Source organism: Pullulanibacillus pueri, from assembly GCF_014639255.1.
GTDB lineage: Bacteria > Bacillota > Bacilli > Bacillales > Sporolactobacillaceae > Pullulanibacillus > Pullulanibacillus pueri.
Genome location: NZ_BMFV01000037.1, coordinates 23,248 through 46,316, shown reverse-complemented (window position 1 = coordinate 46,316; position 23,069 = coordinate 23,248). Strand labels below are relative to the sequence as shown.

Annotated in this window: 22 protein-coding genes and 2 pseudogenes; 17 read left to right on the top strand and 7 right to left on the bottom strand. The window is 38.0% G+C overall.

Annotated features, from left to right (window positions below; genetic code table 11):
• Positions 1-747 precede the first annotated feature (747 nt).
• Complete coding sequence (locus IEV91_RS18115; protein WP_188498847.1) at positions 748-1,236, bottom strand: GNAT family N-acetyltransferase; 489 nt, start codon at positions 1,234-1,236, stop codon at positions 748-750.
• Between the two features lie 223 nt (positions 1,237-1,459).
• On the opposite strand from IEV91_RS18115, the pseudogene IEV91_RS18110 reads away from it, so the two are divergent.
• The 6 genes and pseudogenes from IEV91_RS18110 (at position 1,460) to IEV91_RS18085 (ending at position 5,813) form a co-directional block, all read left to right on the top strand.
• Positions 1,460-2,400 (top strand): annotated as a pseudogene (locus tag IEV91_RS18110) (quinone oxidoreductase family protein).
• 419 nt (positions 2,401-2,819) lie between these two features.
• The gene (locus tag IEV91_RS18105; protein WP_188498846.1) at positions 2,820-3,329 is read left to right on the top strand and encodes a GNAT family N-acetyltransferase; all 510 of its coding nucleotides are present in this window, start codon (positions 2,820-2,822) and stop codon (positions 3,327-3,329) included.
• Between the two features lie 89 nt (positions 3,330-3,418).
• Positions 3,419-4,148 (top strand): annotated as a pseudogene (locus IEV91_RS18100) (alpha/beta fold hydrolase).
• Between the two features lie 62 nt (positions 4,149-4,210).
• On the top strand, positions 4,211-4,600 hold the full coding sequence (locus IEV91_RS18095) for a hypothetical protein (RefSeq protein ID WP_188498845.1): 390 nt from the start codon (positions 4,211-4,213) through the stop codon (positions 4,598-4,600).
• Between the two features lie 27 nt (positions 4,601-4,627).
• Positions 4,628-5,068, top strand: a complete 441-nt coding sequence (locus IEV91_RS18090) for a hypothetical protein (protein ID WP_188498844.1) — start codon at positions 4,628-4,630, stop codon at positions 5,066-5,068.
• A gap of 145 nt (positions 5,069-5,213) precedes the next feature.
• The gene (locus IEV91_RS18085) at positions 5,214-5,813 is read left to right on the top strand and encodes a YdcF family protein (RefSeq protein WP_188498843.1); all 600 of its coding nucleotides are present in this window, start codon (positions 5,214-5,216) and stop codon (positions 5,811-5,813) included.
• Positions 5,814-5,868: 55 nt separating this feature from the next.
• On the opposite strand, the gene IEV91_RS18080 is transcribed toward IEV91_RS18085, so the two are convergent.
• Both IEV91_RS18080 and IEV91_RS18075 read right to left on the bottom strand, forming a co-directional pair.
• Positions 5,869-6,324 (bottom strand): hypothetical protein, encoded by a 456-nt coding sequence (locus IEV91_RS18080; protein WP_229745646.1) that lies wholly within the window; start codon positions 6,322-6,324, stop codon positions 5,869-5,871.
• 25 nt (positions 6,325-6,349) lie between these two features.
• A complete protein-coding gene (locus IEV91_RS18075; RefSeq protein ID WP_188498841.1) occupies positions 6,350-7,354 on the bottom strand; it encodes a DUF3231 family protein in 1,005 nt (334 codons plus the stop codon).
• A gap of 367 nt (positions 7,355-7,721) precedes the next feature.
• Here IEV91_RS18075 and proG point away from each other — a divergent pair, with 367 nt between their 5' ends.
• The 3 genes from proG to IEV91_RS18060 all read left to right on the top strand — a co-directional run bounded on the left by proG (position 7,722) and on the right by IEV91_RS18060 (position 9,815).
• A complete protein-coding gene (gene proG / locus IEV91_RS18070; protein WP_188498840.1) occupies positions 7,722-8,540 on the top strand; it encodes a pyrroline-5-carboxylate reductase ProG in 819 nt (272 codons plus the stop codon).
• A 241-nt stretch (positions 8,541-8,781) separates the two neighbouring features.
• Positions 8,782-9,114 (top strand): TPR end-of-group domain-containing protein, encoded by a 333-nt coding sequence (locus tag IEV91_RS18065; protein WP_188498839.1) that lies wholly within the window; start codon positions 8,782-8,784, stop codon positions 9,112-9,114.
• A gap of 44 nt (positions 9,115-9,158) precedes the next feature.
• Positions 9,159-9,815: a pentapeptide repeat-containing protein gene (locus tag IEV91_RS18060; RefSeq protein ID WP_188498838.1), complete on the top strand. Its 657-nt coding sequence runs from the start codon at positions 9,159-9,161 to the stop codon at positions 9,813-9,815.
• Between the two features lie 31 nt (positions 9,816-9,846).
• Here the strand turns inward: IEV91_RS18060 and IEV91_RS18055 are convergent, their stop codons facing one another.
• The 4 genes from IEV91_RS18055 to IEV91_RS18040 all read right to left on the bottom strand — a co-directional run bounded on the left by IEV91_RS18055 (position 9,847) and on the right by IEV91_RS18040 (position 13,309).
• Positions 9,847-10,755 carry a BadF/BadG/BcrA/BcrD ATPase family protein gene (locus tag IEV91_RS18055; protein ID WP_188498837.1) on the bottom strand — a complete coding sequence of 303 codons (909 nt, stop codon included), beginning with the start codon at positions 10,753-10,755 and terminating at the stop codon, positions 9,847-9,849.
• Entirely contained in the window at positions 10,752-11,447 is a 696-nt protein-coding gene (locus tag IEV91_RS18050; RefSeq protein ID WP_188498836.1) for an N-acetylmannosamine-6-phosphate 2-epimerase, read from the bottom strand. The genes IEV91_RS18055 and IEV91_RS18050 overlap by 4 nt, the downstream gene beginning before the upstream one ends.
• 79 nt (positions 11,448-11,526) lie before the next feature.
• Complete coding sequence (locus IEV91_RS18045) at positions 11,527-12,366, bottom strand: MurR/RpiR family transcriptional regulator (RefSeq protein WP_229745648.1); 840 nt, start codon at positions 12,364-12,366, stop codon at positions 11,527-11,529.
• 100 nt (positions 12,367-12,466) lie between these two features.
• Positions 12,467-13,309, bottom strand: coding sequence for a sugar phosphate isomerase/epimerase family protein (locus tag IEV91_RS18040; protein ID WP_188498834.1), 843 nt, complete (start codon positions 13,307-13,309; stop codon positions 12,467-12,469).
• Positions 13,310-13,614: 305 nt separating this feature from the next.
• Here IEV91_RS18040 and IEV91_RS18035 point away from each other — a divergent pair, with 305 nt between their 5' ends.
• The 8 genes from IEV91_RS18035 (at position 13,615) to IEV91_RS18000 (ending at position 23,049) form a co-directional block, all read left to right on the top strand.
• Positions 13,615-14,544 (top strand): carbohydrate ABC transporter permease, encoded by a 930-nt coding sequence (locus tag IEV91_RS18035; protein ID WP_188498833.1) that lies wholly within the window; start codon positions 13,615-13,617, stop codon positions 14,542-14,544.
• A 1-nt stretch (position 14,545) separates the two neighbouring features.
• A complete protein-coding gene (locus IEV91_RS18030; protein WP_229745645.1) occupies positions 14,546-15,427 on the top strand; it encodes a carbohydrate ABC transporter permease in 882 nt (293 codons plus the stop codon).
• Between the two features lie 98 nt (positions 15,428-15,525).
• Positions 15,526-16,809 carry an ABC transporter substrate-binding protein gene (locus IEV91_RS18025; RefSeq protein WP_188498831.1) on the top strand — a complete coding sequence of 428 codons (1,284 nt, stop codon included), beginning with the start codon at positions 15,526-15,528 and terminating at the stop codon, positions 16,807-16,809.
• Between the two features lie 130 nt (positions 16,810-16,939).
• Positions 16,940-18,481 (top strand): DUF4127 family protein, encoded by a 1,542-nt coding sequence (locus IEV91_RS18020; RefSeq protein WP_188498830.1) that lies wholly within the window; start codon positions 16,940-16,942, stop codon positions 18,479-18,481.
• Positions 18,482-18,657: 176 nt separating this feature from the next.
• Positions 18,658-19,485 (top strand): sugar phosphate isomerase/epimerase family protein, encoded by an 828-nt coding sequence (locus IEV91_RS18015; RefSeq protein ID WP_188498829.1) that lies wholly within the window; start codon positions 18,658-18,660, stop codon positions 19,483-19,485.
• A gap of 72 nt (positions 19,486-19,557) precedes the next feature.
• Positions 19,558-20,559: a Gfo/Idh/MocA family protein gene (locus tag IEV91_RS18010; protein WP_188498828.1), complete on the top strand. Its 1,002-nt coding sequence runs from the start codon at positions 19,558-19,560 to the stop codon at positions 20,557-20,559.
• A gap of 432 nt (positions 20,560-20,991) precedes the next feature.
• The gene (locus IEV91_RS18005; protein ID WP_188498827.1) at positions 20,992-21,855 is read left to right on the top strand and encodes a sugar phosphate isomerase/epimerase family protein; all 864 of its coding nucleotides are present in this window, start codon (positions 20,992-20,994) and stop codon (positions 21,853-21,855) included.
• Between the two features lie 9 nt (positions 21,856-21,864).
• Entirely contained in the window at positions 21,865-23,049 is a 1,185-nt protein-coding gene (locus IEV91_RS18000; RefSeq protein ID WP_188498826.1) for an MFS transporter, read from the top strand.
• Positions 23,050-23,069 lie beyond the last annotated feature (20 nt).

The window sequence follows — 23,069 nt, the reverse complement described above, 5'->3', positions numbered from 1 at the left end:
CCGGCCGGTAGTTTAGGCTTATAGCCTTTGTGCAAACCACCCTTTGGAAGGGTGGTTATGATTTTAGCATTTATAAGTTGTCTTTTATTATTTATTATGAGTGCCCTTTTTTGTTTAAGAAAAGAAAATTCTGAATGTCGCTAGAATGGACGGTGTTGATCTCCTCTCCAGAATGCTCGTTTTCCTCATGCCCACACGACTAAGGAAAGCTGCTAAGAGAATAATCCTCGCAGAAAAATCGTGTTTTTACGATTTTTTGATGTGGGTAGGGTCGGCGTTCGACGCACCATCGGGGTCCCCGAAAAGTGTTCTTTACTTTTTGGGGTGGTTGAGGTGCTAGCTTCGACGTTGTCACACGGATGGGACGGTTTTAGTCGAAGTCCCTTAATGACGTGACGTTTTTAGCCGATCGTCCTTAGGGGCCTCAGCTAACTTGGGAATGGAATATTTGTTTTCCCAAGTGGATCTTCGGACGCGTGCTGTTCCCCCAGGAGTCTCGCATCTTCCGTTCCGATCAACTTGTTTACCGAGGGGACAACTTTGTATAAAAAATTATTTCAGTGGTAAGACAAGAACCAGGGGCTTGGTTTATTGTCTATATGCTTGAATAGAGAAAACCATCCTTCTTTTATCAGCTATTTATCCTTAGCCATCAGTTTAGGGATGGTTTTACTTTTAGTTGGATTTCAAGCCTTTATTTTTCTGTGGAATCATGCAACAATGTAAAAAATATGCAAAGTAAAATGATTAATTTAACATTAATTGGTAAAAATGAACATCCTGCCATTCGCTAAATTTTAGACCGGCTTCTTTTATAACCCCCGTATGGTGGAAGCCAAACCTTTCGTGAAGTTTGACACTTCCTTCATTTCCACCAGTAATGATGGCGATAATCGTATGAAAACCTTTTTGTTTAGCCAAATCAAGAATTTCCTTGATAAGTGGTTTTCCAATACCTTGTCCACGAAATTTTTCTGAGAGGTAAATAGAGATTTCTGCCGTATACGCGTAAGCTTGTTTCGGACGATAAGGGCTGAGTGAGCAATAGCCGGCAATCTCTTGATCAATCACCGCAACAATAAGGGGATAATTCTCACCATGGGCTTCGAACCAAATCTTTCGTTCTTCCAGTGTTTGTTCCTGTAGATCAAAAGTGGCCGTTAAAGTACGGATCGCCTCGTTGTATATCTCTAATAGTTGTGGTAAATCTTCTTTTTGCGCTTTTCTAATTTCCATAGTCTAGACTCCTACTCCTCTTAACGACAATAATACTAATACTATAATTTTTTTAGATATATTTCATCATCTATGGTGATTATAAATACTTATGGCTGTTGATTAGAATGTTATATTACAGCTTATGTTAAGAGGGCGCTACAATCAATAAAAAGGAGGGAGAAGGATGAAGGCCGTTCTTGTTACAGCAAATGGGAGTCCAGAGACTATGTAGCTCACAGAAGTGGCATGTCCTGAGATTAGTAAGGGGCAGGTCTTAATACAGGTGGCTGCAACAAGTGTTAACTTTGCTGATATTAAATCACAAAATGGCAAAAAGGTGGCGGGCGCTTTACCCTTTATTCCAGGTCTTGATGCCACTGGAACCATTGTCAAAGTGGGTTCAGATGTACAAAACTTTAAGAGTGGTGATCGTGTGATTGCTTTTCCTAAAAATGGCTCTTACGCCGAGTTGTCGTGGCGGATGAAGCTCTAACGTTTAGTCTCCCTGATAATATAAATTTTGAAACCGCTGCGGCTTGTCCTGTTGTCTCTTTCACAAGTTACACATTACTCGCGGATGTCGCCCGCTTGGTGCCTGGGGAAACGGTGCTTATTCATGCTGCAGGGGGTGGGATTGGAACAACAGCCATTCAACTTGCGAAATTACTAGGAGCTGGTTTGGGTATTGGAACAGTAGGAAGTGATCAGAAAGTCGAGATAGCGTTAAAGGCTGGGGCAGACTATGTGATCAATTACGAGAAAGAAGATTTTGCTGAAAACGTCAATAAGTTAACCCACGGACAAGGAGCAGACATCATTTTGGATTCTATTGCTGGAGGTGTTTCTGAAAAAAGCCTAGACTGTTTAGCCTATTACGGGCGATGAGTCCACTTTGGCAACTCTAGTGGTGAGGTTGGCAGGTTTCGCACAGATGAACTGCATGCAAGCTGTCGATCGGTATTAGGCTTCAGCTTTGGAACCACGCGGAAAAGACGACCGGACTTATTGCAGGAAACAGCTAAGCGGGTTTTACATTATATTGCCGTGGAAAGTTTAACTATAAAAATAGGAAAAATCATGGCTCTTGAGGAAGCTTCCCTGGTTCATAAATGGGTGGAGAGTCACCAAAGTACGGGTAAAATTGTTTTAAAAGTAGCCTATTATAATAGAGGGATAGCATAAAAATTATCGTCCTCAGCGAAGAGTATACGGGAAGATATAACTGAGGAAATATTAACAAAGGACTCTAAAATATTTCCCTGGCAAGCGCAGGATTCGTCAAAGACCGACAAAATGATTGAATATACCGAATATTTAAGACGTTTGCTATTTAATATATAAGATGGAAATAGAAGATAAAGTTATAGAGCTTTGGGAAGAAGGAGTTCCTAGTAGCAAGCTAGGAATTTAGAACGGATGGGCAAGCCTTGATAAAAGAACAAGCGGGCTCTCTAAGTTGAGTGATTATGTTGTGGCTGCACGCGCAGGACATATTAAAGATAGGAATTGAAGCTTAGAGGGGTTGCTTTCTCTTAAACGCTTTAATATAATAAACACGAACTAACATTCCTATTTGAGTTTAAAAAGTGAGGGTCTATGAATTGCCAAACGTTGTTAATGTTAGTCTCGAAGGGTACCAACCTAAATACAGAGAAGTTTTAGAGTCATTTGTATTATCTGAGGAGCAAACGCAATTTACTGCTCTCCCTATTGAAAAGCTACAGGAATCGATGGATGAGGCGCAAAAGGTCGTGATTTTAGCAGATCAACGGCCTGTAGGTTTCTTTGTATTACAAGAGGGTGAAGAGGTTTTGAATTATACTAAGAATGCAAAGGCTTTGTTATTAAGAGCGTTCTCTATCAATTTTTCTGAACAAAGAAAAGGCTATGCGAAAATGGCGATGCAAGTTTTACCTGAGTTTGTTTCTAAACATTTTTCTAGGGCAGATGAAGTGGTGTTAGCGGTGAATGAGAAAAATAATGCAGCGCAACAACTCTATAAAAAAGCCGGTTTCCTTGACCAAGGTAAAAGAAGAATGGGAAGGAATGGCAGGCAGCTCGTTCTACATTTACCTATTAGTCAAAAGAGAGAAGATGAGCGTCAAAGATAAAGAGCACCTTCATAGTGTCCCTCAATGAATCAATGACTTATGTTAGACTAAATATATAATAATTGTAAATCGTTATTCGGGGAGAGCATGTGATCTTACATCGAACCATTTTTGGGGATGGCGAGCCGATTGTTTTTTTGCATACAGGATTAGAAACGGGTTTAAGCGATTTTGAGTTTCAAAGAGACTATTTTAAGGAACATTATAAAATCATCTGTCCTGATTTACGTGGGCATGGAAAATCCGTGTGTGATGATGTGTCTAATTTTTTCGAAGACTCTGTGGAGGACTTGATCGCAACATTAGAAGATTTAGCAATAGAAGCAGCACATATTGTCGGTTGTTCGTTAGGTGCTTCTTTGCTAAACGGCATCCTGAGCGGGTGAGGAGCTTAACGTTATCAGGGATCACGGCAAAAAGGACAAGCGCTTGGTCTGAATTACAAGAAAAGGATATCAATAATCAACAAAAATTATTAGAAAATGAAGAAGTCGTTAATTATTTCAATTCCCTCCATGATACTGATTGGCGAAAATGTTAAAACTTTCACAGCATCAAGACTGGTATCCCTTTCATGAAACGGGTGATGTATCAAAATTGCAATGCCCGACACTATTAATGGTCGGAGAGGATTTTGCTCATGAAACTCAAGGGGCTATGATATACCCGAAGATGAACAAGCATATCCATGTCGCAATTATCCCCTTTGCCGGTCATTTGGTTCATGATGAACAGCCTGAACTTTATACAAGCATATTGGAAAAATTCTTAAGTCATATTTCTAGCCGTAAAACAACCAGCTATTTAGAGGTGAGATAACTGTTATGAAACCTAAAGCTGTGAGTCTTCTGTTAAGGGATCTAATATGACTTGTTGCTTGTTTGCGTGATACTCAAACATTGGACGTGCCTGAATCCGATCAGGTCATTTTAGTTGAGAAGATCAGTAACAATAAAGCTGTGGATTCCAAAAGGGTGAAAGGTGTTCAAAAGGGAGAAAAAATTAGAAAACGGCTGAAGGGTCTCAAAGGTTCAGAAGGAACACTCAATGAATATCAGCATACATTAAAGAGTAACACAAGCTATCTCCTCAGTTTTGCGAGCAGTGAAGACGCATTAACATCCGACATGCATCCTTTCACTCTATGGATGGCGAATAATGGGAGGGGAATGTTTTCAGACTCAAAGAATAATACAAAGCCATTAAAATTTATAACAAATAAAAAACATCCGCAATTAGTGAAGGACATTAAGCATATTTTAGGGGTATAAAAGACTTTTGATTCAGGAGGAACGGTCGTGCGTCATGTCTGGGGATGGCTCGTTATCGCTAGTTTTGGCCTGGCCCTTATAGGGATATCTCATTATGGGGCTTCCAAGCCGCCTGATATTGTTGTGAAATCAGGAAATATCTCTCTTATAACCAAAAGTGGAGGATATGAGTGGCGTGATGATCACCAAGCGCTGGTTGCTGATGGGACCGCTCCGGAGCAAATCGCAGAGAAAATGAAGGGCGATGAACTAAAATCTAAAACACCAATAATACTTTCTTTTGCTGATGACTCTCATCCCCAAGTCAAGCTTTACTTGTGGAAAAATGAGAAGCGTGAGCGTGTAAAGTCTGTGACTTCTCAAGCATTTACGACTCCTGATGAAGGTGGACGCTATATTTATGAGGCGACAGCTTTATGGGAAAAAGGGAAGGCCACTTATATTTTTGTGGTCAATGTGAAGGAGTAAGAGCTATGTCCTGGTTAATGGACTATGCTTATCGTTGGGAATAGGAAACGAGTGACACCCGAGTGTTTACATAGTGTAAAAAATGTAGAGCTGACTTACCTGCTGTTAAAATGATTTTGTTGACGATCTGAAGAGAGGCTACCCTATGAAAATATCACAACTTGAGCCTGAGCATTTAACTCAGGAACAGATCACACAATTGATATTTAATGGATTAGAGGATGATCAGAAAAACGGAGACTGCATTATGGTCTTTGGGAGTAGTTTAGCCCACAAATATAGACTCCCTAAAGCGATAGAACTGTATCAACATGGTCGGGCAGGGAAACTGCTTTTTTCCGGTGGTGTCACATGGAAAGGAAATGCGCACCCAGAAGCCATATGTTTAAAGGAACGTGCTTTAGAATTAGGTATACCAGAAAAGGATATATTGATTGAGACGCTTTCGAAACACACAAAAGAAAATGTCCTTGCTTCTTTATTAGTTTTGGATCGTGCATTTAACCTTCATCATATTAAAAGACTGCTTGTGGTTACTACAAGGTATCATATAAAGAGAGCCTATCTCACTTTGAAAACCTATATGCCAGATTGGATTGAGTTTTCCCTTTGTCCGGTTGATGATCAACTGACACAAGAAGCCCATTGGTTTTTGACGCCAAAGGGTTACAAACGAGTCGAAACTGAAGCGAAAAAACTTATCCAGTATGTCCAACAAGGCGTGATTGTTGATGATGAGGTATAACTTTTACTATGATGGGAGCGGCTTAACAAAACCATCCCGACATGAGATGGTTTTGTTAAGCAATCCTATTTAGGAATTGTTTAATAGCCCACCCAATAACAATTCCAGGTAAGACAAGCGAAATGGGGAGAAAAACAGGGCCCAACAATATGCCGAATAATGTCCATTTCTCGGAAAAAATCAGCCCTAAGGTCACCAAATATCCACTACAAACATATGGAAGAAAGGCATATGGATTTTTTCCTCCACCTGAATCCTTTACTGCATCCCATATAGAAAAAAAGTATACACACGGATAAAACATTAACCATTGATAATTAGTTAGATGTATAGCATTACTGATTTCTCCATGAAAACTTTGAAGAATAATCAGATTAAAATGTGATTTTATATTAATTAGAAATTCGAGAGTCAAAAAGACAGTACCTTTAATATATTTTTTGTTTAAATATTGCCCAAGTCCTGGTAGAGCAATACTCCACATTAATCTTTCTATAAAATACTTATTCACTTGAATATACCCTCGCATAGAGCAGTCACTGTTGTTTGGAAATTTCCTTTCTATTGGGAGCCAGAGGGGGTTGTTCTAACCAATTATTTTTCACCATAATATCAAACCAATTTTTAGTCACCATTAGATTTTTGAGAATAACCTTTTCATACGAAGCCACAAGATCTGTTCGCATAGCAGATGCTAGTCCAGCCCCATGAAACACTTGGGAAACTTGAAACAAAAATCCCATGTGGTACATTATTAATTTATCCGAAAAAGGAGAATCTCTTGAGGTTGTGACTTCTGTTTCCCATGATGTAGGAACTGGCAAGTTATCTTTATGCATAAGTTTTGCAAACGATTGAATCTGCTCATCAGCTGTTTTCTCTGTTTCCATTAAAAACTTTCTAACCTCTTTAGACTGAGCCACTTGACTAAATCCAATTGAGAGGGTTTTGGACATAATATTTTTCTTTAAATTGAATGAGAGACTCATTATTTCTGGTGCAGATAAGCGTCTTCCTTTGCCAAAAAAACCATCTATAAAATCCTCGTCAGATATAAATTGAGGGTTTGCCTCGGGATAAATAAAGGGATCGCGTTGAAATTTACCTTTTTTTAGTAAAAGATCAATTGTTTCATGATACATTTTTTTGGCGTCATTATCACTGGCATCATAAAAATCGCGGAGGTCTTTTCTTACTGAGACAGATAACGCATTAGTATGCCCTAATAACCCATGAAGTGTCATTATATGTAAATAATTCAAACAAAAGATATCAGAAAATAATCTACTTGTTTTTTTGTTGATATCTGAATCAGTAAATCCGACGGGAATTGGAAAGCCTTCTTTTTCTATGAAGAATTCAATCTGCTCTTTTTGTTTGGCGAAGAGCATGATCGCCTCCTCGAAAACCGCTTTTATTTCTTCATCCTCAATTATTGAAACCATATATTTATTTACCGTGTCAGTCATCGTTCCATTAATGTATTCTCCCCATAATGTTCCTATCTCAGAAGATGTAAGTTTTATTTTATTTTCTTCCATGTGATCACCTCATCAGTAGTATTAACTATTTTAAGGTTATCATGATTTTTTTAATGTCTTTTTTTATAGAGAGAATTTTATCCTTTCAAATTCGCTAAATAAGTATATCCTTAAGTGAATAGAGCCATTTATTTCTTTTGTTTGAAATGTCATAGGACATATTCTAGTCAATGCATTGAAAAATGTCTAAGGGTCGAAAAAAGTATCTATATCTGATAATCTTAGTAAATAATCTTAATAATAAGGGGGGCTCAGATAGTTTGATGACACCTCAAATAAAGGAACAGAATTTGTAACTGAAAATAAAAAAAGTGAAATGTATATTTTGATACATAGCATAAATTCATTAATTATGGAGGAAATCGAAATGAGTAAAGTAGGTTTTATCGGTTATGGAAGTATGTCTTCAATGTTGGCAGCAAAAGTGCTTAAACATCAAGTGGTTGCTGAAGAAAACGTCGTGGTGTTTTCAAGATCCCGACATGAGGGAGTCTTGCAATTTAAGAAGGGCTTTCCAGGTATCGTGTTAGCAGAATCAGCTCAGGATTTGGCACGATCGTGTGATCTTATTTTTATTTGTTTAGAGCCTTTTGATGTTAAAGAGGTGGTGAAGGAGATTGCCTCTGAACTGAACCCTTCAAAGCATCTTATTTCGATTGCAGCAGGGATCACACTTGATCAACTTAGAGCGCTTGCAGATGTGCAGGTTTCGAAATTAATGCCCTCACTCTTGTTTGAGGTGGATTCAGGGGTTGCTCTGCTCGCTCATGATGATAATGTCATTCCAGAGGAAAAAGCCTTTCTTGAACAATGCTTAGCATCGTTTTCAACTGTAAAAGTCATTCGGGAAGAGGATATGGAAGCGGCAACCAACTTGACGGGTTCCTCTCCAGCCTATATAGCAGCAATCCTACAGGAATTTATTCAGGCAACAGTGGATCGTAGTGGCTTATCAGAATCAGATGCTTTTATCATGTTGCTTGAGTCTATGATTGGAACAGGAAAATTGCTAAAAGAAACGCATATGACGTTTGCAGAAACTATTGATCGTGTCGCGACGAAAGGCGGAATTAGTGAAGAAGGGGTCAATATCTTGCACCGTCATTTACCTAATGCCTTTGGTGAGCTTGTTGACAAGACATTAGGGAAATACCAAGCGTTCAAGTTAGAAGTTGAAAAGCAGTAGATCTATCCGTCCCCATCATTAAAATGAGGGGACTTTTATTTATTTGTCGCAAAGGCTTGGCATAATGTATACTATTAGAATACATTATAAATTTAAAAAATTATAATCCTTGGAGGCTTTTTGTGATAAACTATTACTAATTTACTTTTGAAAACGCCACCAAATGAATAGGAGACTTCCCTGGTCGGAATGTGTTTGCGATATAAAGTTTCAAAAAATCATGGGAGAGAGGAGAATCCATGTGTCTCATCAGTCATTTATTGATCTTCAACAACAGATCATTGATTTTACAATTGAAGGGAAATATAAGGCCGTTCAACAATTATTAAATGAAAAGGAAAGTGAATTTGCTGAGAAAGTAGATCAAATGGTCTTCTGGAAAGCATGTGTACTAGCTTCATTAGGTCAAAAGTCGGAAGCCGTTCAAGTTTTGGAAGAAGCAGTGGATAATGGGGTATGGTGGCATCCCGACCTTTTAAAAAAGTCAGCGGATTTATATTCATTACAGGGTGATCGGAGATTCAATAAAATCATCGAACGATGTGAACAAATGGATGCTCTAAAACTGCGGTAAAGTGAACATCAATTAAATAAAACTGTTAAATAGAGGATGTCATAATGGTTAAAAAAACAGCTATAAATAATACTCCAAGAATACCTAGTGGATTAGAACCATTGATATTTCCTGAGGCGCTTGATGAAGCCCGTTATTTTAATATTGGTTTGATTTCTGACTGTGAAATTTTTGAAAAGGACATTGAAAAGCTTTGTTTTGAACAAGTTATTTTTCAAAATGTGACCTTTATTGATGTTTCGTTTCGTTTTATTGAATGTGTGGATGTGATATTTGAAAAATGCGATTTGTCCAATGTGGATTTCAGTGATGCCATTATACATAGGGTACAATTCAAAGACTGTAAGTTATTAGGCATAAACCTTTCGGAATCAACCCTACATCATGTTGTTTTTGAGCATTGCTATAGTGATTTTGCAACTTTTGGTTACACCGATTTTAAACACGTTAATTTCGAAAGGACGTCTTTACGTCAAGCGGATTTTGGACAGTCAAAGTTCCAATTGGTTAAGTTGCAAGAGTGTTCCATAGATCAGTGCAATTTTACAGGCGTTGTTTTAGAGGGAGTTGATCTTCGAAGTTGTTCTTTTGAGAGTTTAATGGTGAGCCTAGAAAAACTAACAGGTTGTTTAATCAAATCTGAGCAAGCCATTGGGTTTGCTAGAGCATTAGGGTTGGTGGTTGACTCTGAAGAAGATTAAAAATTGTAAGGAAATAAGAAATTTCAATTGGTCATAAACCATTCTTGGCTATGTAGTAAGCGCCCGTTATAGGATCAATGGTGATGCTTTGTACTAACTGTTTAAAGTTTTTCTGTAAAAATCGTCTTTTAAGATTTTCAGTGATCCACTTGGAGTTAAAGAGACCGCCACTTAAATATAAAGGGTGTTCCCCAATCTTATGCATGACAACTAAACAGTCGTTAACGAGATGATCGATTGCTTGGTTCAAAATTTCAAGACAAATCGGATCATCTTTTTTAGCAAGGGTTTCAACAATGGGAACGATATGAGCAATTTTTTTATCAGAAATTTCCCCGGAATAGATGGATGAAATTAAATCCCATTCATCATTATAATTTAGAAAGTTTTTCAATTGGACTTCAAGAGATGTTTTTTTACGGGTGACTCTGGCACTGCCCTTTAATGCAGCTTTTATTGCTTCTATACCTATCCAATAACCACTACCTTCATCCCCTAATAGATGTCCCCAGCCACCAAAACGGTAAGAGGCGCCATCTGAATTTTTTCCATAAACAACCGTCCCACCGCCACAAATAATTATAATTCCGGGTTTTCCTCTTGTAGCTGCGAACCAATTTCCAATATAATCGGGAACAATATGAAGGCTATTTGTAAAGATTCCTTTTTCCCTAATGGTCTGTTTAATTAAATTTGGAACAACATCATTTTCACCATGATAGCCGCTTAAACTAAAGCAAATAGAGAGCTCATGATCTTTATTCACATCTTTAAGCATGTCACAGAGAGATAAAGTTATCTCTCTGAAACTATTCAAACCACCCGCTTTAGCTGGATGAATGATGGGAGAATCCTCCTTTTTACAAAGGACTTCGGCATTCTCATTAAGTAGGCAAAGGGTTGTTTTGGTTTGACCCGCATCAACACAAGCAATCATCATTCAATGACCTCCCCATCTTTATTCATTGTTAGGGCCTCTCGGTACCAGGTTGTAATGGCTAAAGGATCTGTAATCGCAGTACCAACAACAGCAAAGAAGGCCCCACAATCTATTGCTTTTCTTGCTTGCTTGGGAGATTTAATGTGCCCCTCACAGACAGTTCTAACGCCTTGTTCGGATAATCTTGAAACCAATTCAAAGTCAGGTGTGCTTCGACTTTTGCTGATATCAGTGTAACCCGATAGAGTGGTCCCCACTAAATCTACACCGATTTCCCATGCGCGGAGACCTTCATCAAAGGTTGAAATGTCCGCCATAACGGGGATATTTAAATCCTTTTTTATTGATTTAATTAATTCTCTCAAGACATCTGAATTCGGCTGGTTTTGAAAGGTTGCTTCAAGGGCAACAATGTTAGCCCCAGCCTTAACTATAGCCTTTGCGTGCTCAAGCGTAGGGGTAATAAAAAAGCGAGAATCATAAAGATGCTCCTTGTAGATACCAATAACGGGGAGGTTTGTGCCGTTTTTTATAGCGGAAATGTGATCCACACCATTAGCTCTTATAGCAACTGCTCCACCAAGTTCAGCACATTGAGCGAGTGCAGTGATGTAGGATGGTCGATTGAATGGGTGATCAAAATGGGCTTGGCAAGATACAACTAAACCACCTTTTAAACGTTCTAAAATCATATTTTTAACTCCCTCAGATAAATATAGTTTCCTTTATATTTTTTTTGAAGAACCATGAACCCATCAAATTAAAACAGAGCTAATATAATTTTCTACTTGTTGCTTTAGCCGTTAACCTAATCATTTCAATACCTTTATCTCCTAGTTTATTTAAGAGCTCAATAAATAAAACATCTAACACGTGAAGTTGGGAAATAGCGGAGGAAAAGGCACTGCCTTCTGTTGGTGTTTCCCTTGAGGCACTGAGTAAAACAATATCTGCATATCGCGTTGCGGGCGATTTAATATGACTTGTCATACATATGACCTTAGCGCTACTTTCATTTGCTCTTTTTGCAATTTCCACAATATCGACAGTACTTCCTGAAACAGAAATAATGACGGCGAGGTCATTTTCAGTTAATAGCGTTGCTCTGATCATACCGAGGTGACTATCAGTAATAACTTCTACTGGTAATCCCGTTCTAGCAAATCTAAAATTGGCAAATTCAGCAGTAAGACCGGAGGATCCTACTCCGAAGAAAACGATTTTACTTGCAGACAGAAAAAGTTCCACAACTTCATTCAATACATTTTCATTCATCAACGAGGTTGTTTCTTCAAGAGTTTGAATATTTTTTTTCATGATCTGAAGCGGAACTCTGTCAGAAGAATCAACCTCGGATGGCGTCTCTAATTCTTGAGCTAGGGCTAATTTAAACTCTTGAAACCCTTTATATCCAATATGTCGGCAAAAGCGTAAAACAGAGGTATCACCTACATTTGATTTTTCGGCTAAATCTGTAAGGGAGTTATAAATTATGTTTTTTTCCTCTACAAGAACAACATCCGCTACCTTTTTTTCAGCCTTTGTTAAAGAAGGATAAATACTTCTTATGAGTGCAATAATGTTTCCAGAATGGTTTTCGTTCTTCATCATTTTCACCTTTATTTTCCTTTTTGTGATTATTAGTAGATTAGCATACTAGGTTTAGTGCAACAAAGAATACGATGTATGTAACACGATGAATGGACCAGATTTAAACTATTTTCTGCTCTAGAATGTGTTTTAAATAATGCATTGATTTTATTGATCCTTCTTTTTCTTCTTCAGTACCTTCAAATTCAACGACAAGCCAGCCATCATAGTGTATTTTCATTAGTGTTTCTAAGATAAATGGGAGATCAATCTCTCCAGCACCAGCAATTTTCCCGAGATAAAGGTTACCATTTGTAGACTTCAAAGCATCTTCATGATGTGTTACTTGTTGGAAATCTTTAATATGGACATGACTAATTAAATCACTCATATCAACAACAGCATCAGTAGGGTTTTGACCAACAAGTAAAAAATTTCCTGTATCAAAAGTGCTTCGCACATTTGGTGAGCCAACTTGTTGAATAATTTCCCTCATTTGATTACTTTTCCCAGCAAAGAGACCGTGGTTCTCAATACAAAGTAGGATTCCTTTGTTCTCGGCATAGGAAGCTGCCCGTGATAAGCCCTCAATAACGTATTGAAGTCCTTCTTCATATGTGATTGAGGGCTCCGTTATGTGTCCTGAAAAAACACGGACAATATTTGTTTCAAAATGTTGGGCTAAGTCAATAGCATCCTTAACCTCCATTAATTGTTTTTCTCGTTCCTCACTATCTCTATGAACAAAATTATTGCTCGCTGCGTAACTTGAGACTTTTAAACCATTTTTCCTCAATGCCTGATCCACCAAAGGGAGTTCCTGAGCAATATCCTTCCAAAAAACGCTGAGAAGTTCGACCCCTTTTGCTCCAGAGGAAGATGCGAAATCAAGAAAGTCACAAATTTCTATTTGATGATTGTACCAAGCTTTATGAAGACTCCACATGCTTAGACTAATTCTCATGCTTAATCGACCTCCAATATGAATTTGATTTATTTTATCACAAAACTCTTTATTTTAGGAGTATTTTTTTATTTTATTAAAAAAAGAGGAATAAAACTTTATTTTTATCTTTACAAATATAAAAAATAAAAATATAATTGTGTAAAATTGAGATAATTAAGAATACTGTTTGGGTTTTACTATCAATTGAATGATTGAATTTCTTAAAGAGGTGAGTTGTTATGCTGTCACTAGATGGCAGTTAAATCTATCATGATTGTTTCGTATATCGAAAATGTAAAACCGAAAAAAGGAGGGTGTCTTTCATGGCTTTTACAGTTTCTGAGGCAAGTAAGAGAAAGCATTCAAAAAAGGAGTGGCATAAATTTTGGCTAGGGTTGGCTTTTTCTTCACCGTTTATCATTGGGTTTTTAGGACTGACGGTATTCCCATTTATTGAATCTTTTTATTATAGTCTGACAGACTATGACCTATTCAATTCTCCAAATTGGGTTGGTTTTCAAAACTATTTAGATATATTTCACGATGATGCGTTTTATAAATCTATTATAAATACAATGTTTATGGCATTTATTGGAACCCCAGTCTCTTTGATCATAAGTTTGTTAATAGCACTTCTGCTAAATATGAAAGTAAAGGGTGTTTCGATTTATAGAGCTATTTATTACTTACCTTCCGTTATTCCTGTGGTCGCAAGTTCTATTTTGTGGATGTGGGTTTTTAATCCTCAGTATGGAATAATAGATACTTTTTTAAGAGCAGTGCATCTTCCAGATCCTTCTTGGTTTTTAGATCCAAATTTTACAAAGCCAGCTTTAATCATTATGGGGTTGTGGGGAACGGGAGGAGGAGCCCTTATATATTTAGCTGCCTTACAAGGCATTCCTAAGGAACTATATGAAGCAGCATCAATAGATGGAGCGACAATGTGGCATAGGTTTCGTTTTATCACATTGGCAGCACTATCGCCAATTACGTTATTTCAATTAATTATGGGTTTAATTGGATCATTTCAAATATTTACAGAATCATTTATTCTTGCTGGAAATTCCGCTCAAGGTGGGCCTGATCAATCCATGCTATTTTATGCAGTTAATCTTTATCAAGAGGCTTTTGTAAACCTACATATGGGTTATGCTTCGGCACTAGCTTGGATTTTGTTTGTTATTGTTATGTTGATTACTCTAATCATATTTAAAACGTCACTTCGTTGGGTCTACTATGGGGGTGAATAGTGTGGAAACTAAAATTTTGAGTTCAAAACCAATTCATTCGAGAACTAAAAGAAGTTTTTCGTTTAGGTTAAGAAAACAAATTATTCCTCATGTTGTTTTAATCCTACTTGGGCTAGTATTTTTATTTCCATTTATATGGCTTATCCTTACATCCTTAAAATCTGAAACTGAAATATTTGCGATGCCACCAACAATATTTCCTAGTCATCCTCAATGGAAGAACTATGTGGATGCTCTAACATCAATGCCTTTCTTGCTTTATATAAAAAATACACTTGTTTTGGTGGCGATTAACATTATAGGACAACTATTTTCGGCACCTTTAATTGCTTATTCAATCGCTAAAATCAATTGGAAGGGACGCAATATCGTATTTGCATTAGTCATTGCAACCATTATATTACCTCCTCAAGTAACAATGATCCCGGTTTACATTATTTTTTCACAATTAGGTTGGGTTAACACATATTTGCCTCTAACTATTGGGAGTTTTTTAGGGACGGCATTTAATATTTTCCTTTGTCGACAATTTTTACTAGGAATTCCTAATGAATATTCAGATGCAGCACGTGTGGATGGAGCAGGGGAATTTCGTATTTATTGGAATATTATGTATCCCCTTTTGAAGCCCGCTTTAGCCACTGTTTCAATATTTACCTTTGAAGCTGTGTGGCATGATTTTTTAAGTCCACTTATTTATCTAAATGATCAAAGCTTATGGACGATTTCATTAGGTCTACAAGGTTTTCTTAGCCAACATGACACTCAATGGGAACTACTAATGGCGGCAGCTACCATGTTCACAATACCATCAGTTCTTGTTTTTTTCTTTGGTCAGAAATATTTTTTGCAAGCGGGAACGTCTCTTACCCAATTTAAATAGATAAACAAAAATAAGTTTGTGGGAGGTGAAGTTCCAAAAACTAAAAGCATTATAGAAAGGATCAAAATTTTGCTTACAATAAAAGGGAGGTTTATCTTTTGAAAAGAAAATCCATTTTAGTTTTAGTAAGTATATTGTTGATACTAACAGTGATAACAGGATGTTCTTCAAATTCTTCTGGAGAGTCCAACGATAAGGGTGTCGTGACTTTGAATTTTTGGTATGGATGGGCTGGGTCTGAAGGTGAGTTAATGGAGGATCTCATCTCCGAATTTAATAAAACCCATGACAAGATAAAAGTAAAAGGTTTGAGTGAAAGTGATTATCAGAAGCAACTTACGGCCATTAGTGGCGGTAACCCACCAGATATTGCCTCTCAATTTGGGGACGCTGTTGTCCCATGGGGTGTAAAGGGGGCAATGACCCCATTGGATGATTATATAAAGAAAGATAATGTGGATTTAGATGATTTTATTCCAGGGGCATTAGAACAGACCCAATATGAAGGCAAAACTTATGCTATCCCTATTGCAATGCATATTCCAATGTTGTTGTACAATAAGGATTTGCTTAAAAAGGCAGATCTTAACGGCCCGCCGCAAACTATTTCCGACTTGAAAGAATATGCAGATAAATTAACGGTGGTGGATAAAAGTGGCAGGATAGAAAGACTGGGATTTCAAGCGACCCCTAGTGTCTACTCTATGGCTTTTGCTTTTGGCGGACAATTTTGGGATCCAGATACAAAAGAAGTTACTCCGGATAATGAAGGCGTTAAAGAAGCAGTAAAATTAGGAGCTGACACTTGGAAAAAATATGGAGAGAAAAATATCAATCGTTTCCAATCAGGTCTTGGAAAAAGCTTCACTGCTCAAGATCCCTTTTTCGTAGGTAAACTAGCAATGGCTATAGAAGATGAGTACGTACCGACTTTTATAAAAAAATATGCTCCAAAATTAAATTACGGTATTGCTCCTATTCCTTATGATGAAAATAAGCCTGATTTAAAAAACCCGGGTGATGTGAGAACAAGCGTGTTTTATATTCCAAAGGGGGCCTCTCACCCTGATCAGGCATGGACGTTTTTAAATTGGTTAGTTTCAAAGGATCAAATGGTGAAATTTACTGCTGGTCTTGGGAATCTACCAACACGTAAAAGCGCGCTTAGTGACTCAGCATACGACAATATACCTGGGTTCAAGGAATATTTGGAGTACTCAAAAAGTGAAAATTTGCATTCATTCCCGGCATTACCTATAAGTAGTGAATACACAACAGAATTAACAAAAGAAATTGATGCCATTGATCGTGGGAAATTAACGATTGATGCAGGGCTTAAAAAAGTTAAAGAGGAAATCCAACCATTAGTCAAAGATAAATAAATCTAACTCATTAATAGTAGTGGTCTGATTGAAGATAAAGGGGAATGAGGGGTTCCCTTTTGTCTTTCTATTTTCTAAAAAGTGATAAATAAATATAGCTGGATTAAATTATTTAAAGGGGTGATATTAAATGACCAAAATTGTCTTTCTACCATTAGATGAACGGCCCTGCAATTATGATTATCCGAAACAATTAGCATCAATGACGGAACTAGATGTAGTTCTACCCCAACGAGAAATATTAGGGAAGAAGAAGCTGCCTGCTCAGTTTTCTAATATCAGAGATTGGCTCGTACAAGAAACGAGAAGTGCTGACTATCTTATTTTATCCATTGACATGCTCGTCTATGGAGGGATTGTCCCCTCAAGACTTCACCATTTGTCCGAGAATGAGTGGCGTCAGGCTTTAAATGTGATAAGGGAAATGAAGGAAAATAATCCTTCATTAAAAATATATGCTTTCAATCTTATCATGAGGGCACCTGCATATAATAATAGTGAGGAAGAACCAGCTTATTATAGTAAATTCGGGAGGGCTATTTATAGATATGGTTGGTTAATGGATAAGAAAGATCGAGAAGGATTAACAAAAATAGAAAGGGAAGAACAAGATAAAGTCGTACGGGAAGTCCCTGATGAAATACTTAGAGACTTCCTTAATCGAAGAAAAATGAATGCAAAAATTAATCATATGTCTATTGATTTAGTCAATGGTGGTTTAATTGATTTTCTTATTATTCCTTTAGATGATAATTCTAAATATGGCTTTACTTCTAAGGAACAGCGCACTTTGATCTTTAATATTGAAGAAAAAAATCTATTTGATAAAGTCCATATTTATCCGGGAGCAGATGAAATAGGGTGTACACTACTAGCACGCGTTTTTGCTCAAGTTAACAATTATACACCATTGATTCACGCTCGCTATTCATCAACACAGGGACCTTTGATCATTCCTAAATATGAGGATCGAAGTTTGAATGAAAGCTTAAAAGCTCATGTCACGGCTATTGGAGGGATTTTAACAGACACTTCGATAAGTGCTGATGTTCATTTATTCATTCATTCACCTGCTGTTGGAGAAACTGAGGTTGCTGAACAAGGACCTTATGATGAACGCCATCGCTCTTATTTTTCAGAAATTAATATTCGTGAAATAGTCCATGTCATGGACTATTTATTAAAGGAAAATAAATTTGTAGCCTTGGCTGATGTTGCAACGTGTAATGGGAGCGATCGTGCGCTTATGAAATTAATGGCTAAAATAAAATTGCACAATCGTCTTCATGCCTATGGGGGATGGAATACTTCAGGAAATACAATGGGGACTGTATTGGCCCATGGGATTATTGGTTCATTTTATTTTAATAGGAATTTGTGGGAGAAGGTAGCAAATAATAGTCGAAAGTTTTATACTACTCGAATTATTGAGGACTGGGGGTATCAGGCAGTTGTTCGGCAAGAGGTTGTAAAAAAGGATCTGCCGAGGTATTCAGCTAACTATTTTAATATAAACGGGGCTCAAAAGTCTATTGAAGCGTGTATCCAAGAGAGGCTAAATAACTTTGTTAATAGCGAATTACAATGGAAAGATGTAGAGGTTTCAAATGTACAACTACCTTGGAAACGGATGTTTGAAGTTGGGTTTCAAGTTGATTTTAAAAATACATAACTTACTTGATTTTAAGCTTAGTAATAAAAGGCTATTGACAGATTGTATTTTTTAGTTTTAAGTGCAATTAAGGGGAATAACTTTTTAGAAAACGAAAAAAAATCGAAGTATTTGCAAAGGGGTTTTGTGGCCCCTATAATTTAAAGAGATAAAAATACATAGAAAGAAGGGACACGATGTTAAAAGGTATCAATCAGTGGTGTTATCCTGAAGGCACCCCTCTTGAAGACGTATTAAAGGGTAGTCAAGTCGCAGGGTTTGATGCAGTGGAGCTTAATTTAAATTCAAAGGGCGGCATTGGATTAACGATGGAAACCCCAATTGCTGAGGTCGAACAGATTTCTAGGCAAATCGAAACTTTCGGCCTGCAATTAAGAAGTCTATCAACCTCTTTATTATGGCAAACGCCCTTATCTTCGCCTGATGAAGCCATACGGGATCAAGGGAAAAAAGTCGTTCAAAAACAATTAGAATTTGCCTCCTTATTAGGGGCGGATACTGTTCTCGTGGTCCCTGGGGTAGTGACACCGGAGACAACGTATGAGCAGTGCTACGAGCGGAGTCAAGCAGCTTTACAAGAATTATTGCCTATTGCTGAACAATATAATGTGAAAATAGGCATTGAAAATGTATGGAATAAATTTTTACTGTCTCCTATGGAAATGGTGCGCTACATTGATGAATTGGATTCTCCATATCTTGGGGCCTACTTTGATGTTGGGAATGTTGTCAGATTTGGGTACCCTGAACAATGGATTGAAAGTCTGGGAGAGCGCATTTTTAAAATTCATGTGAAGGATTTTAGTGAGAATAATGGATTTGTCCCCTTGTTGGCAGGAGCGGTCAATTGGTCTAAAGTGTCACAGGCTTTAGCGAAGATTGGGTATAAGGATACAATTACTGCAGAACTTACTCCTTATAACGAAGCACCGAAACAATTGGCGGTTGATACCTCGAACCAAATGGATGTGATCATTCATTATGCTAAAAAGGTAGAATTATAGTTTATTCCTTTTTCTTGGCTATTAATTATCGATTTGTGCATTTGCAGCTTTACAAGGATAGGAGGAGAAGTCATGATAGAAGGAAAGGTAAAAGTGGGCTTTGTAGGAGTTGGGGGAATTGGTTCAGTCCATCTCAATAATGTCTTGAACAATCCTGAGGCAGAAATTGTTGCAATTTGTGATATCAATGCGGCTGCCGCAGAGGCAAAGGCTACAGAATTAGGGATTCCGGCTTTTTACACGGATGTCGATGCCTTGTTAGAAAATGAGACGTTAGATGCCTTATTTGTGTGTGTCCCTCCTTTTGCCCATGGTGAAATTGAGGAACGGGCGGCGCAGCGTGGCGTTCATTTATTAGTGGAAAAACCTGTTGAACTTGATTTGAAAAAAGCGTATTCAAAGGCTGAGGTCATTGAATCGAGTGGCATTATAAACGCATCGGGGTATTGTCTCCGTTATATCGAAGTTTTAGATAAGGCTAGAGACTATCTTAAAGATAAACAAATTGCCATGGTGCGTGGCCAATACTTAGGCGGATTCGTTCCGACCCCTTGGTTTAGAGAAAAGGATAAATCAGGAGGGCAACTTGTTGAACAGGCAACACATGTCCTTGATTTAATGCGTTATTTAGCGGGAGAAATTGTAAGTGTTTCCGCAGATATGTCTCTACAAGTCCTAAAGGATATTGAGAACATCAATATTCCTGATGTAAGCTCCGTTAATTGTCAATTTGAGTCTGGCGCCGTAGGTCATTTGGATTGTACCCTCACGCAACCTGATTTTAGAACAGGAGTGGAATTATTAGGGCGTGATTTTAGAGTGGAGGTCACCTTTTCAACGGTTACGATTATTGAAAAGGGGAAGCGCATTGAATTCACAGCTACTAAAGACTTTTATCTGGCCCAAGACGAAGCCTTTATAAGTGCTGTAAAAACAGGGGACTCCTCTATGGTTCTCGCTTCTTATCGAGAGGGTTTGAAAACGCTAGCAGTCTCTCTTGCTGCTAATCAATCGGTAGAAACAGGGGATGCGATTAATCTATCAGACTTTAATCGTGCGGCGTTATCTATTTAATTTCGTTCAATTCAGATTGACTGTTGAAATAAATGACGACATAACTGCTAGGTAATGATTTATGCTACATGAAGTGGCTTTCCGCGGGCAGGGCTTCAGCTAACTTGGGAATGGACGAATTGTATTCCAAGTCTTTAAACTTCAAATTCCCGGTTCCTGCGTTTACTCGGATTGCTTCGTATAGTAAGCTTTTTCGGAACAACTCGAAGTGTATTCGTGAAGTAACGCTCGTTGCTGTCCCCACAGGATTTGGTTCCACTCTGCTCCAATCAACTGAAATAATATGACGGAGTTGCAGTGAACAAGGTCATAGAAGTACATAAGGAGAGACCTAATACTAAAGGGCGTATGAGGTCAGATAAGGGGCTAGGTCCCACTTATATGTTTGTAAGAAAAAAATATTAAACCGTAAGAAAAAATGGAGTGATCGTAATGAAATTTGGTATAAGTTCTTATAGTCTATTTTCAGCCTTAAAATCTGGGGATATGACGATTACAGATGTGATCGAGTGGGCAAAGGAACAAGGAGCGGAGCATCTCGAAATTGTCCCATTAGGTTTCGATGTTCAAGAAGATGAGACGCTTTTGGATGCGATTCGTGTGAAAGCCGAAGCAGTCGGTATAGAGCTTTCTAATTATGCCATTGGAGCAGATTTTGTAAATAAAACCGACAAGGAATACGAGGATGAAATTGCACGGGTGAAAAGTGAAGTAGACAGAGCCAACCGATTGGGCGTTCAACTGATGCGTCATGATGTCGCGTGGCGGGCGCCAGAGCAAACGACTATTACTCAGTTCGAAGAAGATTTGCCAAGACTTGTCGAAGCCTGCCAAGACATCGCTGACTATGCCGCAAAATATAATATTACCACGAGTGTAGAAAACCATGGATTTCATGTTCAAGCTGCTGATCGCGTGCGGCGTCTTGTGGAAGCGGTTAACAGGCCGAATTATAAAACAACATTGGATATTGGCAACTTCTTATGTGCTGATGAAGATCCAGTTGCATCCGTACAAAAAAATATTGCAATAGCTTCAATGGTTCATTTTAAAGACTTTTATCGAAGACCGGCACATTTAAACCCTGGTGATGGTTGGTTTCGTTCCGCGGCAGGGCATTATCTTCGGGGTGCCATTGTTGGTCATGGTGATATTGATATTCGCAGTGTACTAAAAGTGGTGAAAAACTCTGGTTATGATGGGCACATTTCGATTGAATTTGAAGGGATGGAAGAGTGCCGTGTGGGGACGAAAATAGGATTAGAAAACCTTAAACGGATGTGGGATGAGGTATAAAAGGAAAACATGAAGGATGTTAGATTAACAGCCTCAACGATATTACGTGTCTTTTATTTCTGTCTGTTTTTTAGTGTTGGCGCTTTTCAATTTTTAAATCTTTACTATGGACAGATTGGTTTTAGTCAGAGAGAAATCGGTATCCTCTTTGCGGTTGGCCCCTTTATGATGCTTGTGGGTCAGCCCTTCTGGGGTTATGTCTCTGACCGTTGGGATGCACCCAAGTGGGTTCTTGGTATTCTGTTATCAGGTTCAGCCCTGACAGCGCTTGGTTTTCTTTTGACAGATCGTTTTAGTCTCTATCTTGTACTCAATGTTTTTTATTGGTTTTTTCAAAGCGCGATTAATCCGATTATTGATAGTACAGCCTTAAAACTCCTCCCAGATAAAAATCAATACGGAAGCATTAGGATGTGGGGCGCTTTAGGCTACGCTTTGAGTGTGGTCATTGTGGGTTGGTTATTAGATGTTGTGGGGTTGTTTTCTTTATTTATCATTCATGCTTGTTTGTTAATCTTTACCTTGGCCATTGGCTTACAGCTCCCCATAAAACGAGGAAATGAAATTAAATTTGATTGGAAAGAAGCGACACAGCTGTTTAAAAGTAAGCCTTATGTGGCGTTCTTAGTCTTTAATTTTCTGTTGCAGTTAACGGTATCCATTAACAACTCTTTTTATGGGCTTTATTTAAAGGAATTGGGTGTAGGTGTGACGATGGTAGGGGTGGCCTTATTGATTAAGTCCATTCTTGAGGTTCCTTTCTTTGGTTTATCCAATAGGCTCATTACGCGCTTTTCCTTTCGCTTTTTATTTGCTTTAGGCGCTTTTGTTTACGCCTTGCGCTGGCTGATACTGGGGATTAGTACAGCGACTAGCTTGCTGATTATTTCCCAAGTCTTATTAAGTCTTTCATTTAGTTTACTTTCGTTTACCTCGGTTTTGTTTGTCGATCGGATTATGCCTGATCATTATAAATCGACAGGGCAAACCCTTTATTGGGCGACATCGATGGGGATTTCTGGAGTGGTCGGTAATGTTTTAGCGGCATGGTTTTTAAATAACTATAGTATGGGAGAAATGTATCGTTGGATCACGGCAATGGCGCTTCTTGCTGGTCTGATCATATGGTTTTCGTTAGGAAGGGAAGAGTCCAAGGCGCATAGGAAAAAGACAACAAAAGAGATGAAAATGTAGACAGAAAAGAAGAAACAAGG